A 14253-nucleotide genomic window follows, 5' to 3' on the forward strand; every position below is an offset into this window, starting at 1 on the left:
CCTGTTAAACCTGCAAGGTCTGTCGTAGAAGTATCAAAATTACCACTTGATGCCGAAGTGGAGATAGAATGCATAGCTCAGAAAGGATAGGAAAGTTATACATTGTAGCTACTCCAATAGGAAATCTTGAAGATATCACCCTTAGGGCGATTAATACTTTAAAAGAAGTAGATATTATTGCCTGCGAAGACACAAGAAGAGCGCTAAAACTACTTAATCACTTTTCTATAAAGAATAAAAAACTTGTTTCTTACCACGAACATAACGAGAGAGAAGTAGCAGAAAAGCTAGTAAAAGATCTTCTAAAAGGTAAGGATATTGCTCTTGTAAGTGACGCTGGAACTCCGTGTATAAGCGATCCAGGATTTAGAGTTGTAAAACTTGCTAGAGAAAATGGTATAGAAGTTGTCCCAATTCCCGGTCCTTCTTCTATTACTGCTGCTTTATCTGCTTCTGGCTTTCCCACTGACCGTTTCCTATTCATAGGCTTTTTACCAAGAAAAGAGGGAAAACTAAAGGAAACCTTAGAGGAAGTAGTAAAACTCCCTTATACAGTCATCGCTTTTGAGTCTCCTCACCGTTTGGAAAGGACTTTAGAATTTTTAAGTCAAATCTCTAAGGAAAAGAAAATTGGCGTTTATAGAGAGATAACAAAAATCAATGAGGAGTTTTTAGAAGGAACTCCAAGGGAAGTATTGGGAAAACTAAAAGAGGAAGGAAAATTAAAGGGAGAATTTGTTATTCTCTTTTACCCTGAAAAAAAAGAAAAAAATGAAAATGCAGAAAATTTTGAAAGTATCCTTGAAAAGTTTTTGAAAGAAGGAAAGAGTTTGAAAGAAGCTGTAAAGGAGACCTGCAAGCTGACAGGTCTCCCAAAGAATTTAGTCTATAGGAAAGGGTTAGAACTATTTGGAAATAGAAGGAGTTAGAGGGATAAGCTCTCCATTTTTGTATTCATAAGCTTTAATTACACAAGGTCCTCCAACGTACCTTTCCACATCGACGAAAGAAGCGTATTCGACGTTAAACCATTTAATAGTTAACTCAAAAGCTACCATTGGGTCAAAGTCTTTACAGCTGTAAGCATCTAAGCTGAAGAACTTGTCTTCAGGCCAAGTATGAATGGTACAATGGCTTTCAAGCCATATAGAAACTCCAGAAACTCCGCTATCTTCTGTAGCTCTTCTTTTTAGGGTTTCTTCCATAAATTCCAAAGTCTTGCTCTTTACGTTCTCCTCAGAAAGCTTCTTAACAAACTGTTCAAGCTCAGACTGAGCAAAAGGAAATCTTGCAACAATAGGAGGATATACAAGAGTCATATCAAGCTGTCTTGAAAGTTCTTCCATGTAGTCATAGATAGGCTGAATAGCATTGATTCTTCCAATATCCTTAACAATGGCATCCATCATTACGTGTCTACCCACAAATTCCATGGCAAACCTCCAAAAGGTAGGTTAGCCCCCATAAAGGGGCAAAATCACATTACTTCTTTAAAGGAACAACATCAACAGTAATAGTAGCCTCTATATCTTTAAAAAGATGGATTTTTATTTCATATGTTCCAACTTCTCTAATAGGTTTCTCGAGAACTATTTGTCTCTTTTCAACGTCCTCAAATCCAGCTTTGTGTAAAGCTTTCTCAATTTGAGAAGTTGTAACAGAACCAAAGAGCTTTCCTTCTTCTCCAGCTTCATGTTCAATAACAATTCTTGCAGAGGATAGTTTCTCAGCAAGTTCTTTGTATCTTTCAATCATTCTTTGGACTTTCTTTTGAAGAGCCTTAAGCTCGTTTCTAACTCTTGCAATGTTAGATTTTGTAGCTGGAAGAGCAATTCCAGAAGGGATCAAATAATTTCTTGCATATCCATCTTTAACTCTGACGATATCTCCAACTTTTCCAAGGTTTTCCATATCTCTAAGTAAGATGATCTCCATTTCCTACCTCCTTGTTAAGTTTTCTAAAGTCAAACCAGAAATCAAAAATTCCGGCTAACGCCGCCGTTATGACAGCTCCTACTGGGAAGAAAACAATAGCAGCAAACATCAGAAGCTTTGCCCAAAAGGATAACCTATCTAAAACATGAGAAAAGATAGAAAAACCTTGAACAACAAAAATACCAAGTATTCCTATCAAAAAGTTTCCTGCTACCAATCTTAAAGTTTCGTTCCAACCGATAATGGTTAAGAAACCAAAAACTAAGAACACCAAAATCAACCAAAAGTTAAATTTAAGTTTTTTAAATTCAAAATCTTCTTTCGAAACTACAGAGATAATTCCAACAGAAATCGCTGATATTACAACAGAAGAGAAAAAGTAAAGTCCCCACTTTAGCTTCAGAAACCAGGTTAGAGTTTGGACTTCTTCTGGTAAACCTACAAAGAAGTCCTCAATAACCGTCATTCCAAACGAGATAAAGGAAAGAACGAGAATAAGATTTTCCGTTTTAAGTTTCCCTTTTGAAATCCTTGCCAAAATTCCAAATAATGGAAAAGAAGCTATCTCCATAGCTATCTTCCAGCTTTCCAAAAACCAAACTGCACCCAATCCAAAAAACGAAATTCCTAAAGCAAGGGAAACCCCTAAATCCCTACTTACCAAATACGCAAGGGCTGGAATAAACAACGAAAGCCCTAGAGCAAGAGGCACTAAAGCCTCTATGCCCATAAGGGCTCCCGTTAACACTACAAAACCCAAATAAAAAACTGGTAGCTTGTACTTTCCCATTAGTCTATCTTCACAAACGGTAGTAAAGCAAGATGTCTAGCTCTTTTTACAGCTCTTGCAAGCTGTCTTTGGTGCTTAGAACAAACACCTGTAATTCTCTTAGGCATAATTCTTCCTCTTTCAGAAATAAAAGGCTTTAGAAGCTCAATATTCTTATAATCAATTTTCTCTATCTTTTCAGCACAGAACTTGCAGTACTTTCTTCTTCTTACAAATCTTCTTTGTGGCAAAGCGTTGCTCATTGCTTACCTCCTTTAGAATTCAATATCATCAATTTCTTCAATGTTTTCGTCAAGTTCCCTTCTTGGATCAAGCGCTACTACTCTCTCAGCCCTTACCTCTATTTTTGAACGCTTCTCTCCACTTTCCGTTTCCCAGCTTCTTTGTTGAAGTCTTCCTTCAACGAGAACTCTTGTTCCTTTATTAAACCTACTCACTGCCCTATCGGCGGCTTCTCCCCATACCACTATATCAATAAATACTGTATCTTCTTGCCAGTTTCCAGATCTATCCCTGTAAGGTCTGTTAACAGCAATCCTAAACCTTGTAAACGGTGTTCCATTTTGGGTATGGGAGAGTTCTGGGTCAGCAACAAGTCTTCCGATAAGGAAAACTTTATTTAAACTAGCCATTACTCTTCTCCCTTATTCTCGTTAGAAGCCGCCTCTTCTTTTTTAGTTTCTTTTGCAGCAAGCTTTTCCTTTAGCTCTTTAACTTCAGAAGGCTTAAGTCTGAAGGTTAGAAATCTTAGAACGTCCTCATTAATTCTAAAGAAGTTCTCCATATTTTTAACAAAATCTCTGTCGTTTGTTCTTATGTACTCAAGAACGTAGTATCCCTTATCATAGTCGTTGATTGGATAAGCGAGTTCTCTTCTTCCCCACTTATCAATAAGAAGAACTTCTCCGTTGTATCTTTGAACGTAGGAATTAACTTTCTCTATTCCCTTCTCAATCTCCTCATCAGACATTGTTGGTCTTAGTATGTAAACCATTTCGTAATAGTACTCCCTCATTCTCACCTCCGTTTAGTTGCATTTACTCATGATTTTGTTGGTAATTTCCTTAGCTTTCAAAATCTCTTCTAAACAGTCTACCGCTCTCTCTAAAGACTCTTCCAAGATAGGAAGTTCATCTTTCCCAAAAGGAGAAAGAACGTAATCAACCACTTCTTCTTTTGTAAGAGGTCTTCCTATACCAATCCTTAACCTTGGAAATTCTCTACTTCCCAAGTGTTTCTCTATAGACAAAACACCTTTGTGTCCACCGCTACTTCCTTTAAGCCTTAAACGAAGCTTGCCTAAAGGTAAGTCAAGATCATCATAGACCACAAGAACTTCCTGTGGCTGTAGCTTGTAAAACCTTGCAAGCTCTCCAACGCTTTCTCCACTTAGGTTCATAAAGGTTAGAGGTTTTAATAGAAAAACCTTTCTTCCATCATCAAGGGAAATTTCCGATAACTTTCCCTTAAACTTTTCTTTTGAAAAGGAAACCCCTAACCTTAATGCTAATCTATCAAGCGCCATCCAGCCGACGTTATGTCTCGTATTTTCGTACTTCTTACCAGGATTACCAAGCCCTACAATCAGCTTTATCATTGTTCGCTTGTAGCCTCTTCTTCGGTTTCAGCAGCTTCAGCTTCCTCTGGCTCAGCTACAACAACAACTGTTTCTTCTGGGTTATCAACAATTTTAACCCCTTCTGGAGTAGGCAAGTCTCCAACGTGGAGGGCATCTCCCGCACGAAGGTTGGAAATATCCACAACAAGCTTTTCAGGAATGTTGTTTGGAAGTGTTTCAATTTCAACTTCCCTTTTCATGATTTCTAAGACACCACCTTCTTCAGACACTCCAACCGGTGTACCTACAAACTCAAGCTCAACAACTGTTGTAATAGTCTCGTCCATCTTGATTTCTTGAAAGTCTACGTGAATTAGAACATCTCCAAGCCAGTTGTACTGGATGTCCTTGAGGATACACATCCTCTCTTCGCCTTCAATGTCAAGCTTGATGAGACCGTGGTGGTGCTTAAGCTTTCTAATGTCGCTTGCAGGAACGGCAATGTGTGTTGCCTCTGGTCTTCCACCACCGTAGATAACGGCTGGCAGAAGGCCTTCCCTGCGTAGTTTTCTTGCTACCCCTTTCCCTGTCTTCTCTCTGCGGGTAGCTTTCAGGTTTACTACTTTCATACTGACCTCCTATCTTTTGTTTTCGCGGGAAAGCAGGCAATATTTACATTGAAAACAAAAAATTGTCAAGGGAAAAATATAAAAGTCTTTCCAGAAAGTAAAGAGAAGAATAGGTTATAATTAAAATCATGAGCATGAAAGGGAAGCGAAACTTTCTTACACTAACAGCATTTTTGCTCTTAACAAACGGTACCTTTGCAGAATGTCCGTCACTTCCTAAGGTTCAGTCTATACTAAATAGAATTTCAAAAGCTCAGCTTGTTGTAAAAGAAGTAGAAGAAGTTAAAGACTTCCCTCTATGTAAGGTAAAGACAGTAGAAGGCGAAACATTTTTCCTTTCTCTTAATGAAAAGTATCTAATTGAAGGTATTTTGCTTAGAGTACCTCCCTTAGTTCTTAGTAAGAAAGAATACAAAATTTTAAAAAGAAATGTAATACTTTCGGTGGGTAAAGGACCTGAAATTCTAGTAATTACCAATCCTCTGTGCAAGGTCTGCAAAAAAAATAAGGGAAAACTACTAAAACTTAGCAAGCGATTTAAAATTAGCTTTGTAATGGTTGGCTTTAAAAAAGAAGAAGTTAACGCCGCTGCTGATGTAATATGTACAAAAAGATCTATTAACACTCTATTTAAAACAAAGGATAACCTTAAAGTTTGTGATTTAGGAAAGTTGAAAGCTTGGACTGTAGCAGAAATTTTGAAAAGGTACGGAATAACAGGAGCACCTATTTTTGTTTTTCCAGACAGGAAAGTAGCTGTTGGAATAAAAGATTTTGAGAGTATGTTGGAAGATTTTTAATTGGTGGAGGTGGCGGGATTCGAACCCGCGTCCGGAGATGCGGCTCAGGTAGCTTCTACAGGCTTAGCCCGTGTTTTGGCTTCTCGCTCTGAGGTTAGCCCACGGGCAGGCGCCCCAGATCCAGCCCTCTTAAATCTCGGCTGTTCCCCGAGGGCAAGGGATACAGCCCAGCCCGTCTCTTTGTCGCCCTACCTGGAGCCGACAGGCGAAACCCCAGGGGACGTCGCCGCGTTAATTAGGCGGCGAGAGCGAGTTCTTCGTTGGCAGCTATTTTGAGCGCCTTTTTTACGAGGTTGGCTCCTCGGCCTGCCGCTACCTAAGCCATTGCATCCCCGTCGAAACCATTCACCCCCATATTCAACTGTCCAACACTAAAATATAGTCATTTAATCTTCATTTGCAAATTTGCAAAAGCCCCTCGCAAAGGAGGGGCGTCTATTAATAGACAAGAACTTCTCCCTCTACAAGCTTTTTCCAGATGTTCTTCATATCAGCAAGACAGTCTTTCACAATCTCCTCAATCTTTTCTTGAAAATCTTTTGGATTCCCTTGGCTTCTAACTTTAACATCAACTGCCAAAGGTTCATTAATAGGCTTTCCAATCTGGCTTACCATATAACAGTAAGCTTCTTCTACTTCTTCTATGTTTTCAACCACGAACTTTGCTATCTCGTTGGCAGTAATGTTATAGAGCTTTCCAACGTGGGTAATTGGATTCTTTCCTGCAGCTGCTTCCAAGCTCATGGGTCTATAAGGAGTAATTAGGCCATTTACCCTATTACCTCTACCTACTTCTCCATCATCTCCAGCTTCAGACGATGTCCCAGTAACTGTTATATAGACATTTTGATTCTCAACATCATCACCAGTGTTAACATGAATTTCCACTTCTCTATCTGTTAAACCTTTAGCAACTTCGAGGGCAATCTTTCTAACGTTCTCCCTCTTCTCTACATAATCATTAATATCCTTTACAAACCTATCAACAAAAGCACAAGCTATCGTTATTTTTATCTTATCTTCAATCCTGACGCCCATTACCTTTATATCTTCCCCGATTTCCGGATTAGTTTTCTTCATTTCCTTACTGTTAAGTTTCTCCTCAATAGCGTAGACTATTTTCTCTACATCATCAAATGGAGCATATCCAACTCCAAAGGAGGTATCATTGGCAAGAGGAACTCCTTCTTTTAGTTTTCTCATATATATGTCAACAAGATCAACAGAACCCGGTCTTATATAAGTACAAATCCTTACATGCTTCTCAACATCAATAGCGTGAATGTTCTCTCTCAACCATTCTTTGGCACTTTCAACTGCAATTTCATCTACTGGAATTTCTATCCCTTTATACTCTTTAATAGCTCTACCGGACAAGAATATTTCTATTGGTTCTACTACTTCTCCACCACCAAACTTTGGAATAGCTTTTCCACCAACAAGGAGGTTTTTATCAACGTTGTGATGGAGAACAAATCCAAACTTTTCATAGTAAAATTTGCATAGCTCTGCAGAAAGCTTCTCAGCTAAAGCATCACAGATTGTGTCAGGATGACCAATACCTTTTCTTTCTACAATTTCAATTTCAGCTTCATAAACCGGCTGAGTATCAAGAGGAGTAACTCTTATGTTCATTTAACTGCCTCCTAAAATTTTGTTTGGGATAGGAAAATATACATCAAAACTTAAAAATTTAAAAATTCTATTGTTTTCTCTATAACTTTCTTAGGCTTTAACTCCACCATACACTTAAAGTGTCCCTCTTTACACCTCCTTCCACCGTGGATACCACACGGACGACAAGGTAAATCTTCCACCTCAAGGACAGTTCCATTCCTGTAAGGATAAAAACCAAACTTTGGAACCGTTGGCCCAAAGATAGCAATCGTCCTTGTGTTAAAACAAGAAGCAACATGAATGGGGGCTGAATCGTTTGATATCAAAAGCTGTGCCTCCTTTATAATAGAAAAGAATTCCCTTAAAGTCGTTTTTCCACAAAGATTTAGACTATTTCTTGATATTTGAAAAACTTTCTTGCACACTTCTTCGTCCTTTTTTGAACCTACAAGAACTGTTTTGACTCCTTCCCTTTCAAAAAATTTGGCGACTTCACCAAAGTATTCTGGCAACCACATCTTTGTTTTCCAGATAGAACCCGGAGAAAGAACAATGTAGGGCTTTTCCAAATTAAATTTCCTTAAAGCTTTTTCCGACTCATTCTTATCTATTGGAAGTTCAGGTTCTTTATCTACTACAACATCATATTCTCTTTTTAGAGTAAGAAGAAGGTCTAAATTCCTATCAATCTCATGAATTCCTTCTCCTTGACGATACTTAACTTTATCGGTATATAGAAAGCTAAAACCTGAATTACTAAAACCGATACGTCTTTTTATCTTGGCTAAAAAAAGAATAAAGGAAGTTCTATGGGAACGATGAGGAGAAAAAACGAAATCAAATTTTTTCTCTTTTAGAAGATCCGCAAACCAAAAGACACCTTTTTTATTATAGGGAATTATTTCGGAGACATACTCAAACCCTTCAAACACAGATTCAAATCCTTCCCTTACAACAATGGATAAAGTAGCATTCTTAAACGTCTTTTTTACAGATTTTATTAAAGGGGAAGTAAGTATTAGATCTCCTAAAAAAGCTGTCTGAAAAATGAGAATTCTCATTTTTACTCCCTATACTTGATTTTGAATTTTCAAAATTTATTTTCTCATCTTGAAAACATTAGAAGGAGATAAAATGAAGCCAGAAGTTCTCGCTCCTGCTGGAAATTTGGAAAAGTTAAAGTTTGCAATTGATTTTGGAGCTGACGCCGTGTACTTAGGAGGAAAAGATTTTAACCTTAGAGCAAAAGCAAACAATTTTACTCTTACCGAAATGGCTGAAGGTATAGAATATGCCCATAAAAAGGGAAAAAAAGTTTACATCACTCTAAACGCCTTTGCGAGAAATAGCGACTTTGAGAAGATAGAGGAATTTATCGATAAAGTAAAAGACCTCTCTCCCGACGCTTTCATAGTTTCAGACTTAGGAGTTCTTGCAACTGTTAAGGAGAAAGCCCCCGAAATTGATGTTCACATCAGTACTCAAGCAAATACAACAAATTATAGAGCTGTGAAGGTTTATCAAAGTCTTGGAGTGAAAAGGATAGTTCTTGCAAGGGAACTTTCAATAGACGAGATAAAGGAAATAAAAGATCTTGTTCCTGAAATGGAAATTGAGGTTTTTGTCCATGGATCAATGTGTATGGCATATTCTGGAAGGTGCCTTCTTTCAAATTACCTTTCTACAAGAGACAGTAATAAAGGGGCGTGTTCCCAAAGTTGTAGATGGAGGTACTACATTGTCGAAGAAACAAGACCAGGTGAGTATATGCCAATAGAGGAAGATGAGAAGGGAACTTATATCTTTAACTCTAAAGACCTATGTGCTTTACCTTTACTTCCTGAACTTTTAGATGCTGGTGTTGATTCTCTGAAGATAGAAGGTAGAGTAAAAAGTGCATATTACGTAGCTGTTACAACAAGCGTTTATAAAAAAGCTGTTGACCTTCTAAAAAAAGATAGGGAAAAGTTTAAAGAGGAATTACCCCTTCTTTTAGAAGAACTTACAAAAGTTAGTCACAGACCCTACACAACTGGTTTTCTAAATAAAAACGAAGAAATCCTTCAACATTACGAAACAAGTTCTTACATTAGAAACTACAAGTTTTTGGCAGTGTTTAAAGACGGAATATGGAACGTTAGAAACCAATTTAAAAGAGGCGATGAAGTGGAAATTTTTACTCCAAGTGCCAAAAGTTTCAGAGCAAAAATAGAGAAAATAAGTCTCCTAAAAGGTGAAAAAGAAGAAGCAGTAGAAGTTGTTCATCCTAACCAACTTGCTAAGATAGAGTTTAATCAACCAGTTTCTCTTTCAGAAAATACAATCTTAAGAAGGAAAGAGGTTTAACTTCCTCCTTCCTTTATTTCATAAGTTCTCCCATCTTGAAGATAGGTAGATACATAGCAACTATAATGAAACCAATAATTCCTCCAATGAAAAGCATCATCATAGGTTCTATGAGAGATGTCAGACCGTCAACTGTTCTGTCAACTTCCTCTTCGTAGAACTCTGCGACTTTTGCCAGCATTTCGTCAAGTGTTCCAGCTTCCTCTCCAATTGCAACCATGTTAATAAGCATTGGGGGGAATATTTTATTCCTTGCAAGGGCTATAGAGAGACTCACTCCCCTTTCTACCTGATCTCTCACGTTCCTTATTGCCTTTTTTACAACTTCGTTGGTTGATGTATCTATTGCAATGTCTAGTGCATCAAGTATGTTAATTCCACTTGCAATCATAGAAGATAAGGTTGTTGAAAAGTTTGCTACACTTGACTTTAAGACTAACTCACCAAATATTGGAACTCGGAGAATGAGTTGATCTAAGAAGAATTTGATTTTTTCTATTCTTCTTAATCTCTTAAATATGATAATGAAAACTACTAGACCTACAATACCCCAACCAACGTAGTTCCGTAGGAAATCACTGGCTTTTATGATCATCTGGGTTAAAGCAGGAAGTTGACCTCCCAAGCTTGCATAAAGGTTCTTAAAGGTCGGTATTACAAATACTAGAATACCAACTACTATTACTGTAGCTATTATAAGAGTAAAAACAGGATAGAACATCGCACTTTTTATTTTTCCCTTCAACTTTTCTATTTTTTCTATGTAATCGGCAAGCCTTCCAAGAGTTGTATCAAGAGTTCCCGCTTCTTCTGCCGCTCTTATCATGCTTATGTATAGATCTCCGAAAACATCTCTGTACTTTGATAAAGCTGTAGAAAATCTTCCTCCCTCTTCTATATGAGAAGCTAAGTCTTCTACAATATTTTTTAGTTCAGGGTTTGTCACCTGCTCTTTGATAACTTTAAGGGCAGCAACGAGGGAAATTCCTGCTTGAACCATTGCATAGAGCTGACGGGTAAAAATAAGAATATCCTGTCCTTTTATCTTTTTACCAAAGGATATTGGAACTTTGAGTTCTGTATTAAAGATAGATTTATCTTCTTTTAAACTTTCAATGTAAATAATTCCCCTAGACCGAACAATGTTTTCTGCAAGTTCAAGGTTATCCGCCTCGACTTTTCCCTTTCGCTTCCTTCCTAAAATATCTTTACCAACATAAGAGTAGATAGGCATTTTTTTACCTCAATAAATTAACCGGGTCTTACCTAAAGGTTCTTATAAGAGACTCGAGTTCTTTTACATCTGGAGAAACCTTCTTTGCTTCTTCTAGGTCAATAATTCCCTCCGCGTATAGCTTCGCTAAAGACTGGTTCATAGTTATCATTCCTGTTGTAGCTTGTCCTGTTTGCATTAGTGAATATATCTGATGTAACTTATTTTCCCTGATTAGGTTCTTAATAGCAGGCGTTGGAATAAACACTTCCACAGCAGCTACTCTTCCCTTACCATCCTTCCTTCTTAGAAGCTTTTGGGCGACTGCACCTACGAGAACGAAGGACAGTTGAGTTCTAACCTGGGCTTGCTTTTCTGGTGGGAATACGTCAACTATACGGTTTATTGTTTCTATCGTAGAGTTGGTGTGTAGAGTGGAGAATACAAGGTGACCAGTTTCAGCTGCTGTAAGGGCTGCTTCTATCGTTTCCGGGTCCCTCATCTCACCAACGAGGATAACGTCCGGGTCTTCACGAAGGGCTGCTCTTAAAGCGTTTGCGAAAGACTTCGTATCTACTCCAAGTTCTCTCTGAGAAACCATAGATTTTTGATGTTCGTATACAAATTCTATTGGATCCTCAATAGTAATAATGTGGTAAGGATAAGTTTCATTTATTATGTTTATTAAAGAAGCAAGAGTTGTAGATTTACCAGAACCTGTTGGACCTGTAACAAGAACAAGCCCTTTATCTTTATGGGCAAAAGTTTCAATTACAGGAGGAAGGTTTAAATCCTGAAATCTTGGTATCTCATATGGAATTAAACGAAATACTGCTGCAAGAGTTCCTTTCTGATAGTAAGCGTTTCCTCTGAATCTTGCCACTCCTTTGATACCAAAGGAGAAATCAAGTTCTAAATCTTCCTCAAGTCTTTTCTTTTGGGCATCTGTCAAAACACTGTAGATTAGCTGTTTCGTATCGGATGCAGATAGAACCCCGTAATGTTCAAGAGGAATTAGATCTCCATGAACTCTTAGTCTTGGTGGACTACCGGCTGCAATGTGAAGGTCAGAACCTTTTCTTTCCACTGTTTCCTTTAACATATTGATAATACTTAATGCCATAATACAACCCTTCCTTTGTTTTTTTTCTAAATTATAACAGACAGATAATCTGAAATAACCTAATAATAACCTATTTTTTTATAAGTCCTTCTAAAACTACATCTAAAATTAATTTCTTTACTTCTTCAGATCTTAAACTGATAAACTCTTTAAGGCGGAAGTAGTTGATACTTGCAAGCGCTCCAGAAATCAACAAAAAAACCCCTTGTGGACTGTAATTTTTGAAAATACCATCTTTTACACCCTTCTCTATTATTCCAGATAACTCATTTACATAATCTCTATACCACAAAGAAAGGTTAAATCTTTCTGTATCTATGATAAAAGAACTTCCAAGTTCTCTCATAAATATTTCGAAGAAATTTTTTTCCTCAGAGAAAAAATCAAGAATAGTACTTACATAGGCGGATAAAGCCTCTACTGGAGGTTTATTCTCAATGGCTTTCTTAACCCTATTTTCCATTTCGACTAATTTTTTCTTTATTACTTCCCCGTAGAGTTCTTCCTTACTCTTATAAAATCTGTAAATGGTTCCAACGGATACGCCTGCAATCTCTGCAATCTTTGAGATCTTGGCATCATAGAAACCTTTTTCAGAAAAAACTTTCTCAGCAGCTTCCAAGATCCTTTCTTTCAAAAGTTTCCCCCAAGTTAATTAAGGTTGTGCTATTATATACATCAGTATTCCCTTTTGGAGTGCTTAATGAAGATAACTTACTTGAGGATTTCTGTCACCGATAGATGTAATTTTCGCTGCAAGTATTGTATGCCTGAGGGAATAAAAGATTTTATTCCTCATCATGAAATATTAAGGTATGAAGAAATTACCGAAATAGTAAAAGTCTTTACAGAGTTTGGTGTAAAAGCAGTAAGACTCACAGGTGGTGAACCACTTATAAGAAAAGGATTGGAAAACTTAATAGCCCAGCTTAGAGAACTCGAGGAAATAGAAGACATTTCCTTAACAACTAATGGTTTCTTGCTTTTTGAAAAAGCAAAAATCCTAAAAGCTAATGGACTTAACAGAGTTAACGTAAGTATAGATACACTTAACCCTTCAAAGTTTGCCTTTATTACTGGAACAAATGATGAGAAAACTTTATTCAAGATCTTAAAAGGCATCGAAACCGCTATAGAAAACGATCTAACTCCTCTAAAAGTAAACACAGTTTTAATAAAAGGTTTTAACGAAAACGAAATAGAAGATTTCATAAAACTTTCAGAAAATTTTGGAATTGAAGTAAGGTTTATAGAACTTATGCCTGTTGGAGGAAAGTTTTTCTCTAAAAAGAACTTTATCCCTGTTTCTCACATAAGGGAAAAAATAGAAAATCTTTTCGGAAAGTTAATCCCTACAAAGTCAAGGAAAAACGGTCCTGCCAAATCGTTTCGTATAGAAGGAACTAATGCTAAGATAGGTTTTATACCTTCTGTCAGTGAACATTTTTGTTCTTCTTGTAACCGTCTAAGATTAACTTCAGATGGAAAATTAAGACTTTGCCTTATGAACGATAAAGAAATAGACTTAAAAAAGGTAATTAGAAGTTCTAATTACAGGAGAAACGCTTTAAGAAAAGTAATAGCAGAGGCTATCTTAGAGAAAACAGGTATTAATGGTATAGAAGCTCTTGAAAGGTTAGGATGTACGAGGAAAATGTTTACTATTGGAGGTTAAATGGTAGTAGAGATTTCTCTAGCAATCATAGCAACATGCATGATGATTATTACCTTGGGATTTATTGGTCTTGCCGTAGCTTTCTTCACAGCAATAAAAAAGGTAGAAAAGAATATTTTAAAACTACAGAGAGATTTGGAAACAAACATCAAGGAGTTTAAAGAAATCTTTTCAGGTACAAAGGAAACGTTAAAAACCGTTTATGGAATAGCTTCTTTAGTTAGGAAAATCAAGAAAGGAGGTAAGTAATGAAAAGAAGTTCTTTAATGTTTCTACTTGGAACAATTCTCGGAGCAGGAGCTGCATATGTTGCTACTACAAGAAAAGAGGAGATACTTAAGAAGATAGATGAACTTCAAGAGCAAATAAAGGAGAGCGATCTTCCAGAAAGGGCTAAAAATCTTGTAAAGGAAATCTCAGAAGCAATAAATATTCTTTTAACTTCTGGTGAAGAAGCTATGAGTGAAGAAGAAAAGAAGAATATACTTGAAGAGGTTGAAGCAAAGATTCAAAAGCTGGAAGAAGCTATTCAAAGAGGAAAATAATTAGCCCCCTTCTTGGGGGATT

General features: G+C 37.0%; 20 protein-coding genes and 1 other RNA gene. 7 read left to right on the plus strand and 14 right to left on the minus strand.

Translation table 11 applies throughout. The features are described 5' to 3' along the window. Both ABGX27_02630 and rsmI read left to right on the plus strand, forming a co-directional pair. Window positions 1-90: Rid family hydrolase (locus ABGX27_02630; GenBank protein MEO2068387.1), on the plus strand; the 90-nt coding region annotated here is incomplete at its 5' end. Further along, entirely contained in the window at window positions 69-929 is an 861-nt protein-coding gene (rsmI, locus tag ABGX27_02635; GenBank protein ID MEO2068388.1) for a 16S rRNA (cytidine(1402)-2'-O)-methyltransferase, read from the plus strand. The genes ABGX27_02630 and rsmI, both read left to right, overlap by 22 nt. Here rsmI and ABGX27_02640 read toward each other — a convergent pair. Genes ABGX27_02640 through ABGX27_02675 form a run of 8 tightly spaced genes read right to left on the minus strand, consistent with a single transcriptional unit; the run spans window position 906 to window position 4912 of the window. Then, the gene (locus ABGX27_02640; GenBank protein ID MEO2068389.1) at window positions 906-1433 is read right to left on the minus strand and encodes an S-adenosylmethionine decarboxylase; all 528 of its coding nucleotides are present in this window, start codon (window positions 1431-1433) and stop codon (window positions 906-908) included. The two genes, rsmI and ABGX27_02640, sit on opposite strands and share 24 nt — an antisense overlap. A 49-nt stretch (window positions 1434-1482) precedes the next feature. Then, a complete protein-coding gene (rplI, locus tag ABGX27_02645) occupies window positions 1483-1935 on the minus strand; it encodes a 50S ribosomal protein L9 (GenBank protein MEO2068390.1) in 453 nt (150 codons plus the stop codon). Next, window positions 1916-2725 carry a hypothetical protein gene (locus tag ABGX27_02650; GenBank protein MEO2068391.1) on the minus strand — a complete coding sequence of 270 codons (810 nt, stop codon included), beginning with the start codon at window positions 2723-2725 and terminating at the stop codon, window positions 1916-1918. The genes rplI and ABGX27_02650 overlap by 20 nt, the downstream gene beginning before the upstream one ends. Continuing rightward, window positions 2725-2967 carry a 30S ribosomal protein S18 gene (gene rpsR, locus ABGX27_02655; GenBank protein ID MEO2068392.1) on the minus strand — a complete coding sequence of 81 codons (243 nt, stop codon included), beginning with the start codon at window positions 2965-2967 and terminating at the stop codon, window positions 2725-2727. Before rpsR ends, ABGX27_02650 begins: the two co-directional genes overlap by 1 nt. 12 nt (window positions 2968-2979) lie before the next feature. After that, the gene (ssb, locus tag ABGX27_02660; protein MEO2068393.1) at window positions 2980-3357 is read right to left on the minus strand and encodes a single-stranded DNA-binding protein; all 378 of its coding nucleotides are present in this window, start codon (window positions 3355-3357) and stop codon (window positions 2980-2982) included. Continuing rightward, complete coding sequence (gene rpsF / locus ABGX27_02665) at window positions 3357-3740, minus strand: 30S ribosomal protein S6 (protein MEO2068394.1); 384 nt, start codon at window positions 3738-3740, stop codon at window positions 3357-3359. The genes ssb and rpsF overlap by 1 nt, the downstream gene beginning before the upstream one ends. A 12-nt stretch (window positions 3741-3752) precedes the next feature. Beyond that, window positions 3753-4322 (minus strand): aminoacyl-tRNA hydrolase, encoded by a 570-nt coding sequence (gene pth, locus ABGX27_02670; protein ID MEO2068395.1) that lies wholly within the window; start codon window positions 4320-4322, stop codon window positions 3753-3755. Further along, window positions 4319-4912 (minus strand): 50S ribosomal protein L25, encoded by a 594-nt coding sequence (locus tag ABGX27_02675; GenBank protein MEO2068396.1) that lies wholly within the window; start codon window positions 4910-4912, stop codon window positions 4319-4321. Before ABGX27_02675 ends, pth begins: the two co-directional genes overlap by 4 nt. 128 nt (window positions 4913-5040) lie before the next feature. Between ABGX27_02675 and ABGX27_02680 the strand changes: the two genes are divergently transcribed. Further along, entirely contained in the window at window positions 5041-5712 is a 672-nt protein-coding gene (locus ABGX27_02680; GenBank protein MEO2068397.1) for a hypothetical protein, read from the plus strand. Between the two features lies 1 nt (window position 5713). On the opposite strand, the gene ssrA is transcribed toward ABGX27_02680, so the two are convergent. The 3 genes from ssrA to waaF all read right to left on the minus strand — a co-directional run bounded on the left by ssrA (window position 5714) and on the right by waaF (window position 8390). Next, window positions 5714-6065, minus strand: a transfer-messenger RNA (tmRNA) gene (gene ssrA, locus ABGX27_02685). An 85-nt stretch (window positions 6066-6150) separates the two neighbouring features. Then, the gene (locus tag ABGX27_02690) at window positions 6151-7347 is read right to left on the minus strand and encodes a methionine adenosyltransferase (protein ID MEO2068398.1); all 1197 of its coding nucleotides are present in this window, start codon (window positions 7345-7347) and stop codon (window positions 6151-6153) included. Window positions 7348-7397: 50 nt separating this feature from the next. Beyond that, window positions 7398-8390 (minus strand): lipopolysaccharide heptosyltransferase II, encoded by a 993-nt coding sequence (gene waaF, locus ABGX27_02695; GenBank protein MEO2068399.1) that lies wholly within the window; start codon window positions 8388-8390, stop codon window positions 7398-7400. Window positions 8391-8463: 73 nt separating this feature from the next. Between waaF and ABGX27_02700 the strand changes: the two genes are divergently transcribed. Beyond that, complete coding sequence (locus ABGX27_02700) at window positions 8464-9675, plus strand: U32 family peptidase (GenBank protein MEO2068400.1); 1212 nt, start codon at window positions 8464-8466, stop codon at window positions 9673-9675. Window positions 9676-9688: 13 nt separating this feature from the next. Here ABGX27_02700 and ABGX27_02705 read toward each other — a convergent pair whose 3' ends face one another. The 3 genes from ABGX27_02705 to ABGX27_02715 all read right to left on the minus strand — a co-directional run bounded on the left by ABGX27_02705 (window position 9689) and on the right by ABGX27_02715 (window position 12648). Further along, window positions 9689-10909 (minus strand): type II secretion system F family protein, encoded by a 1221-nt coding sequence (locus ABGX27_02705; protein ID MEO2068401.1) that lies wholly within the window; start codon window positions 10907-10909, stop codon window positions 9689-9691. A 28-nt stretch (window positions 10910-10937) separates the two neighbouring features. After that, window positions 10938-12011, minus strand: a complete 1074-nt coding sequence (locus ABGX27_02710) for a type IV pilus twitching motility protein PilT (protein MEO2068402.1) — start codon at window positions 12009-12011, stop codon at window positions 10938-10940. Between the two features lie 70 nt (window positions 12012-12081). Beyond that, window positions 12082-12648 (minus strand): TetR/AcrR family transcriptional regulator, encoded by a 567-nt coding sequence (locus ABGX27_02715; GenBank protein ID MEO2068403.1) that lies wholly within the window; start codon window positions 12646-12648, stop codon window positions 12082-12084. A 66-nt stretch (window positions 12649-12714) separates the two neighbouring features. Between ABGX27_02715 and moaA the strand changes: the two genes are divergently transcribed. From moaA to ABGX27_02730, 3 genes are read left to right on the plus strand one after another with little or no spacing between them, the layout of a single operon-like run. Next, complete coding sequence (gene moaA, locus ABGX27_02720) at window positions 12715-13686, plus strand: GTP 3',8-cyclase MoaA (protein MEO2068404.1); 972 nt, start codon at window positions 12715-12717, stop codon at window positions 13684-13686. Beyond that, window positions 13687-13935 carry a hypothetical protein gene (locus tag ABGX27_02725; protein ID MEO2068405.1) on the plus strand — a complete coding sequence of 83 codons (249 nt, stop codon included), beginning with the start codon at window positions 13687-13689 and terminating at the stop codon, window positions 13933-13935. It abuts the gene before it with no gap. Continuing rightward, window positions 13935-14231, plus strand: a complete 297-nt coding sequence (locus tag ABGX27_02730) for a YtxH domain-containing protein (GenBank protein MEO2068406.1) — start codon at window positions 13935-13937, stop codon at window positions 14229-14231. Before ABGX27_02725 ends, ABGX27_02730 begins: the two co-directional genes overlap by 1 nt. Window positions 14232-14253: the final 22 nt, after the last annotated feature.

The organism is Desulfurobacteriaceae bacterium (assembly GCA_039832905.1).
Lineage (GTDB): Bacteria > Aquificota > Aquificia > Desulfurobacteriales > Desulfurobacteriaceae > Desulfurobacterium.

What these genes read in the sequence shown, in the direction of transcription:
- rsmI (MEO2068388.1), top strand. Translation starts at nt 69, where the DNA reads ATGCATAGCTCAGAAAGGATAGGAAAGTTATACATTGTAGCTACTCCA.
- ABGX27_02640 (MEO2068389.1), bottom strand. Translation starts at nt 1,433, where the DNA reads ATGGAATTTGTGGGTAGACACGTAATGATGGATGCCATTGTTAAGGAT.
- rplI (MEO2068390.1), bottom strand. Translation starts at nt 1,935, where the DNA reads ATGGAGATCATCTTACTTAGAGATATGGAAAACCTTGGAAAAGTTGGA.
- ABGX27_02650 (MEO2068391.1), bottom strand. Translation starts at nt 2,725, where the DNA reads ATGGGAAAGTACAAGCTACCAGTTTTTTATTTGGGTTTTGTAGTGTTA.
- rpsR (MEO2068392.1), bottom strand. Translation starts at nt 2,967, where the DNA reads ATGAGCAACGCTTTGCCACAAAGAAGATTTGTAAGAAGAAGAAAGTAC.
- ssb (MEO2068393.1), bottom strand. Translation starts at nt 3,357, where the DNA reads ATGGCTAGTTTAAATAAAGTTTTCCTTATCGGAAGACTTGTTGCTGAC.
- rpsF (MEO2068394.1), bottom strand. Translation starts at nt 3,740, where the DNA reads ATGAGGGAGTACTATTACGAAATGGTTTACATACTAAGACCAACAATG.
- pth (MEO2068395.1), bottom strand. Translation starts at nt 4,322, where the DNA reads ATGATAAAGCTGATTGTAGGGCTTGGTAATCCTGGTAAGAAGTACGAA.
- ABGX27_02675 (MEO2068396.1), bottom strand. Translation starts at nt 4,912, where the DNA reads ATGAAAGTAGTAAACCTGAAAGCTACCCGCAGAGAGAAGACAGGGAAA.
- ABGX27_02680 (MEO2068397.1), top strand. Translation starts at nt 5,041, where the DNA reads ATGAGCATGAAAGGGAAGCGAAACTTTCTTACACTAACAGCATTTTTG.
- ABGX27_02690 (MEO2068398.1), bottom strand. Translation starts at nt 7,347, where the DNA reads ATGAACATAAGAGTTACTCCTCTTGATACTCAGCCGGTTTATGAAGCT.
- waaF (MEO2068399.1), bottom strand. Translation starts at nt 8,390, where the DNA reads ATGAGAATTCTCATTTTTCAGACAGCTTTTTTAGGAGATCTAATACTT.
- ABGX27_02700 (MEO2068400.1), top strand. Translation starts at nt 8,464, where the DNA reads ATGAAGCCAGAAGTTCTCGCTCCTGCTGGAAATTTGGAAAAGTTAAAG.
- ABGX27_02705 (MEO2068401.1), bottom strand. Translation starts at nt 10,909, where the DNA reads ATGCCTATCTACTCTTATGTTGGTAAAGATATTTTAGGAAGGAAGCGA.
- ABGX27_02710 (MEO2068402.1), bottom strand. Translation starts at nt 12,011, where the DNA reads ATGGCATTAAGTATTATCAATATGTTAAAGGAAACAGTGGAAAGAAAA.
- moaA (MEO2068404.1), top strand. Translation starts at nt 12,715, where the DNA reads ATGAAGATAACTTACTTGAGGATTTCTGTCACCGATAGATGTAATTTT.
- ABGX27_02725 (MEO2068405.1), top strand. Translation starts at nt 13,687, where the DNA reads ATGGTAGTAGAGATTTCTCTAGCAATCATAGCAACATGCATGATGATT.
- ABGX27_02730 (MEO2068406.1), top strand. Translation starts at nt 13,935, where the DNA reads ATGAAAAGAAGTTCTTTAATGTTTCTACTTGGAACAATTCTCGGAGCA.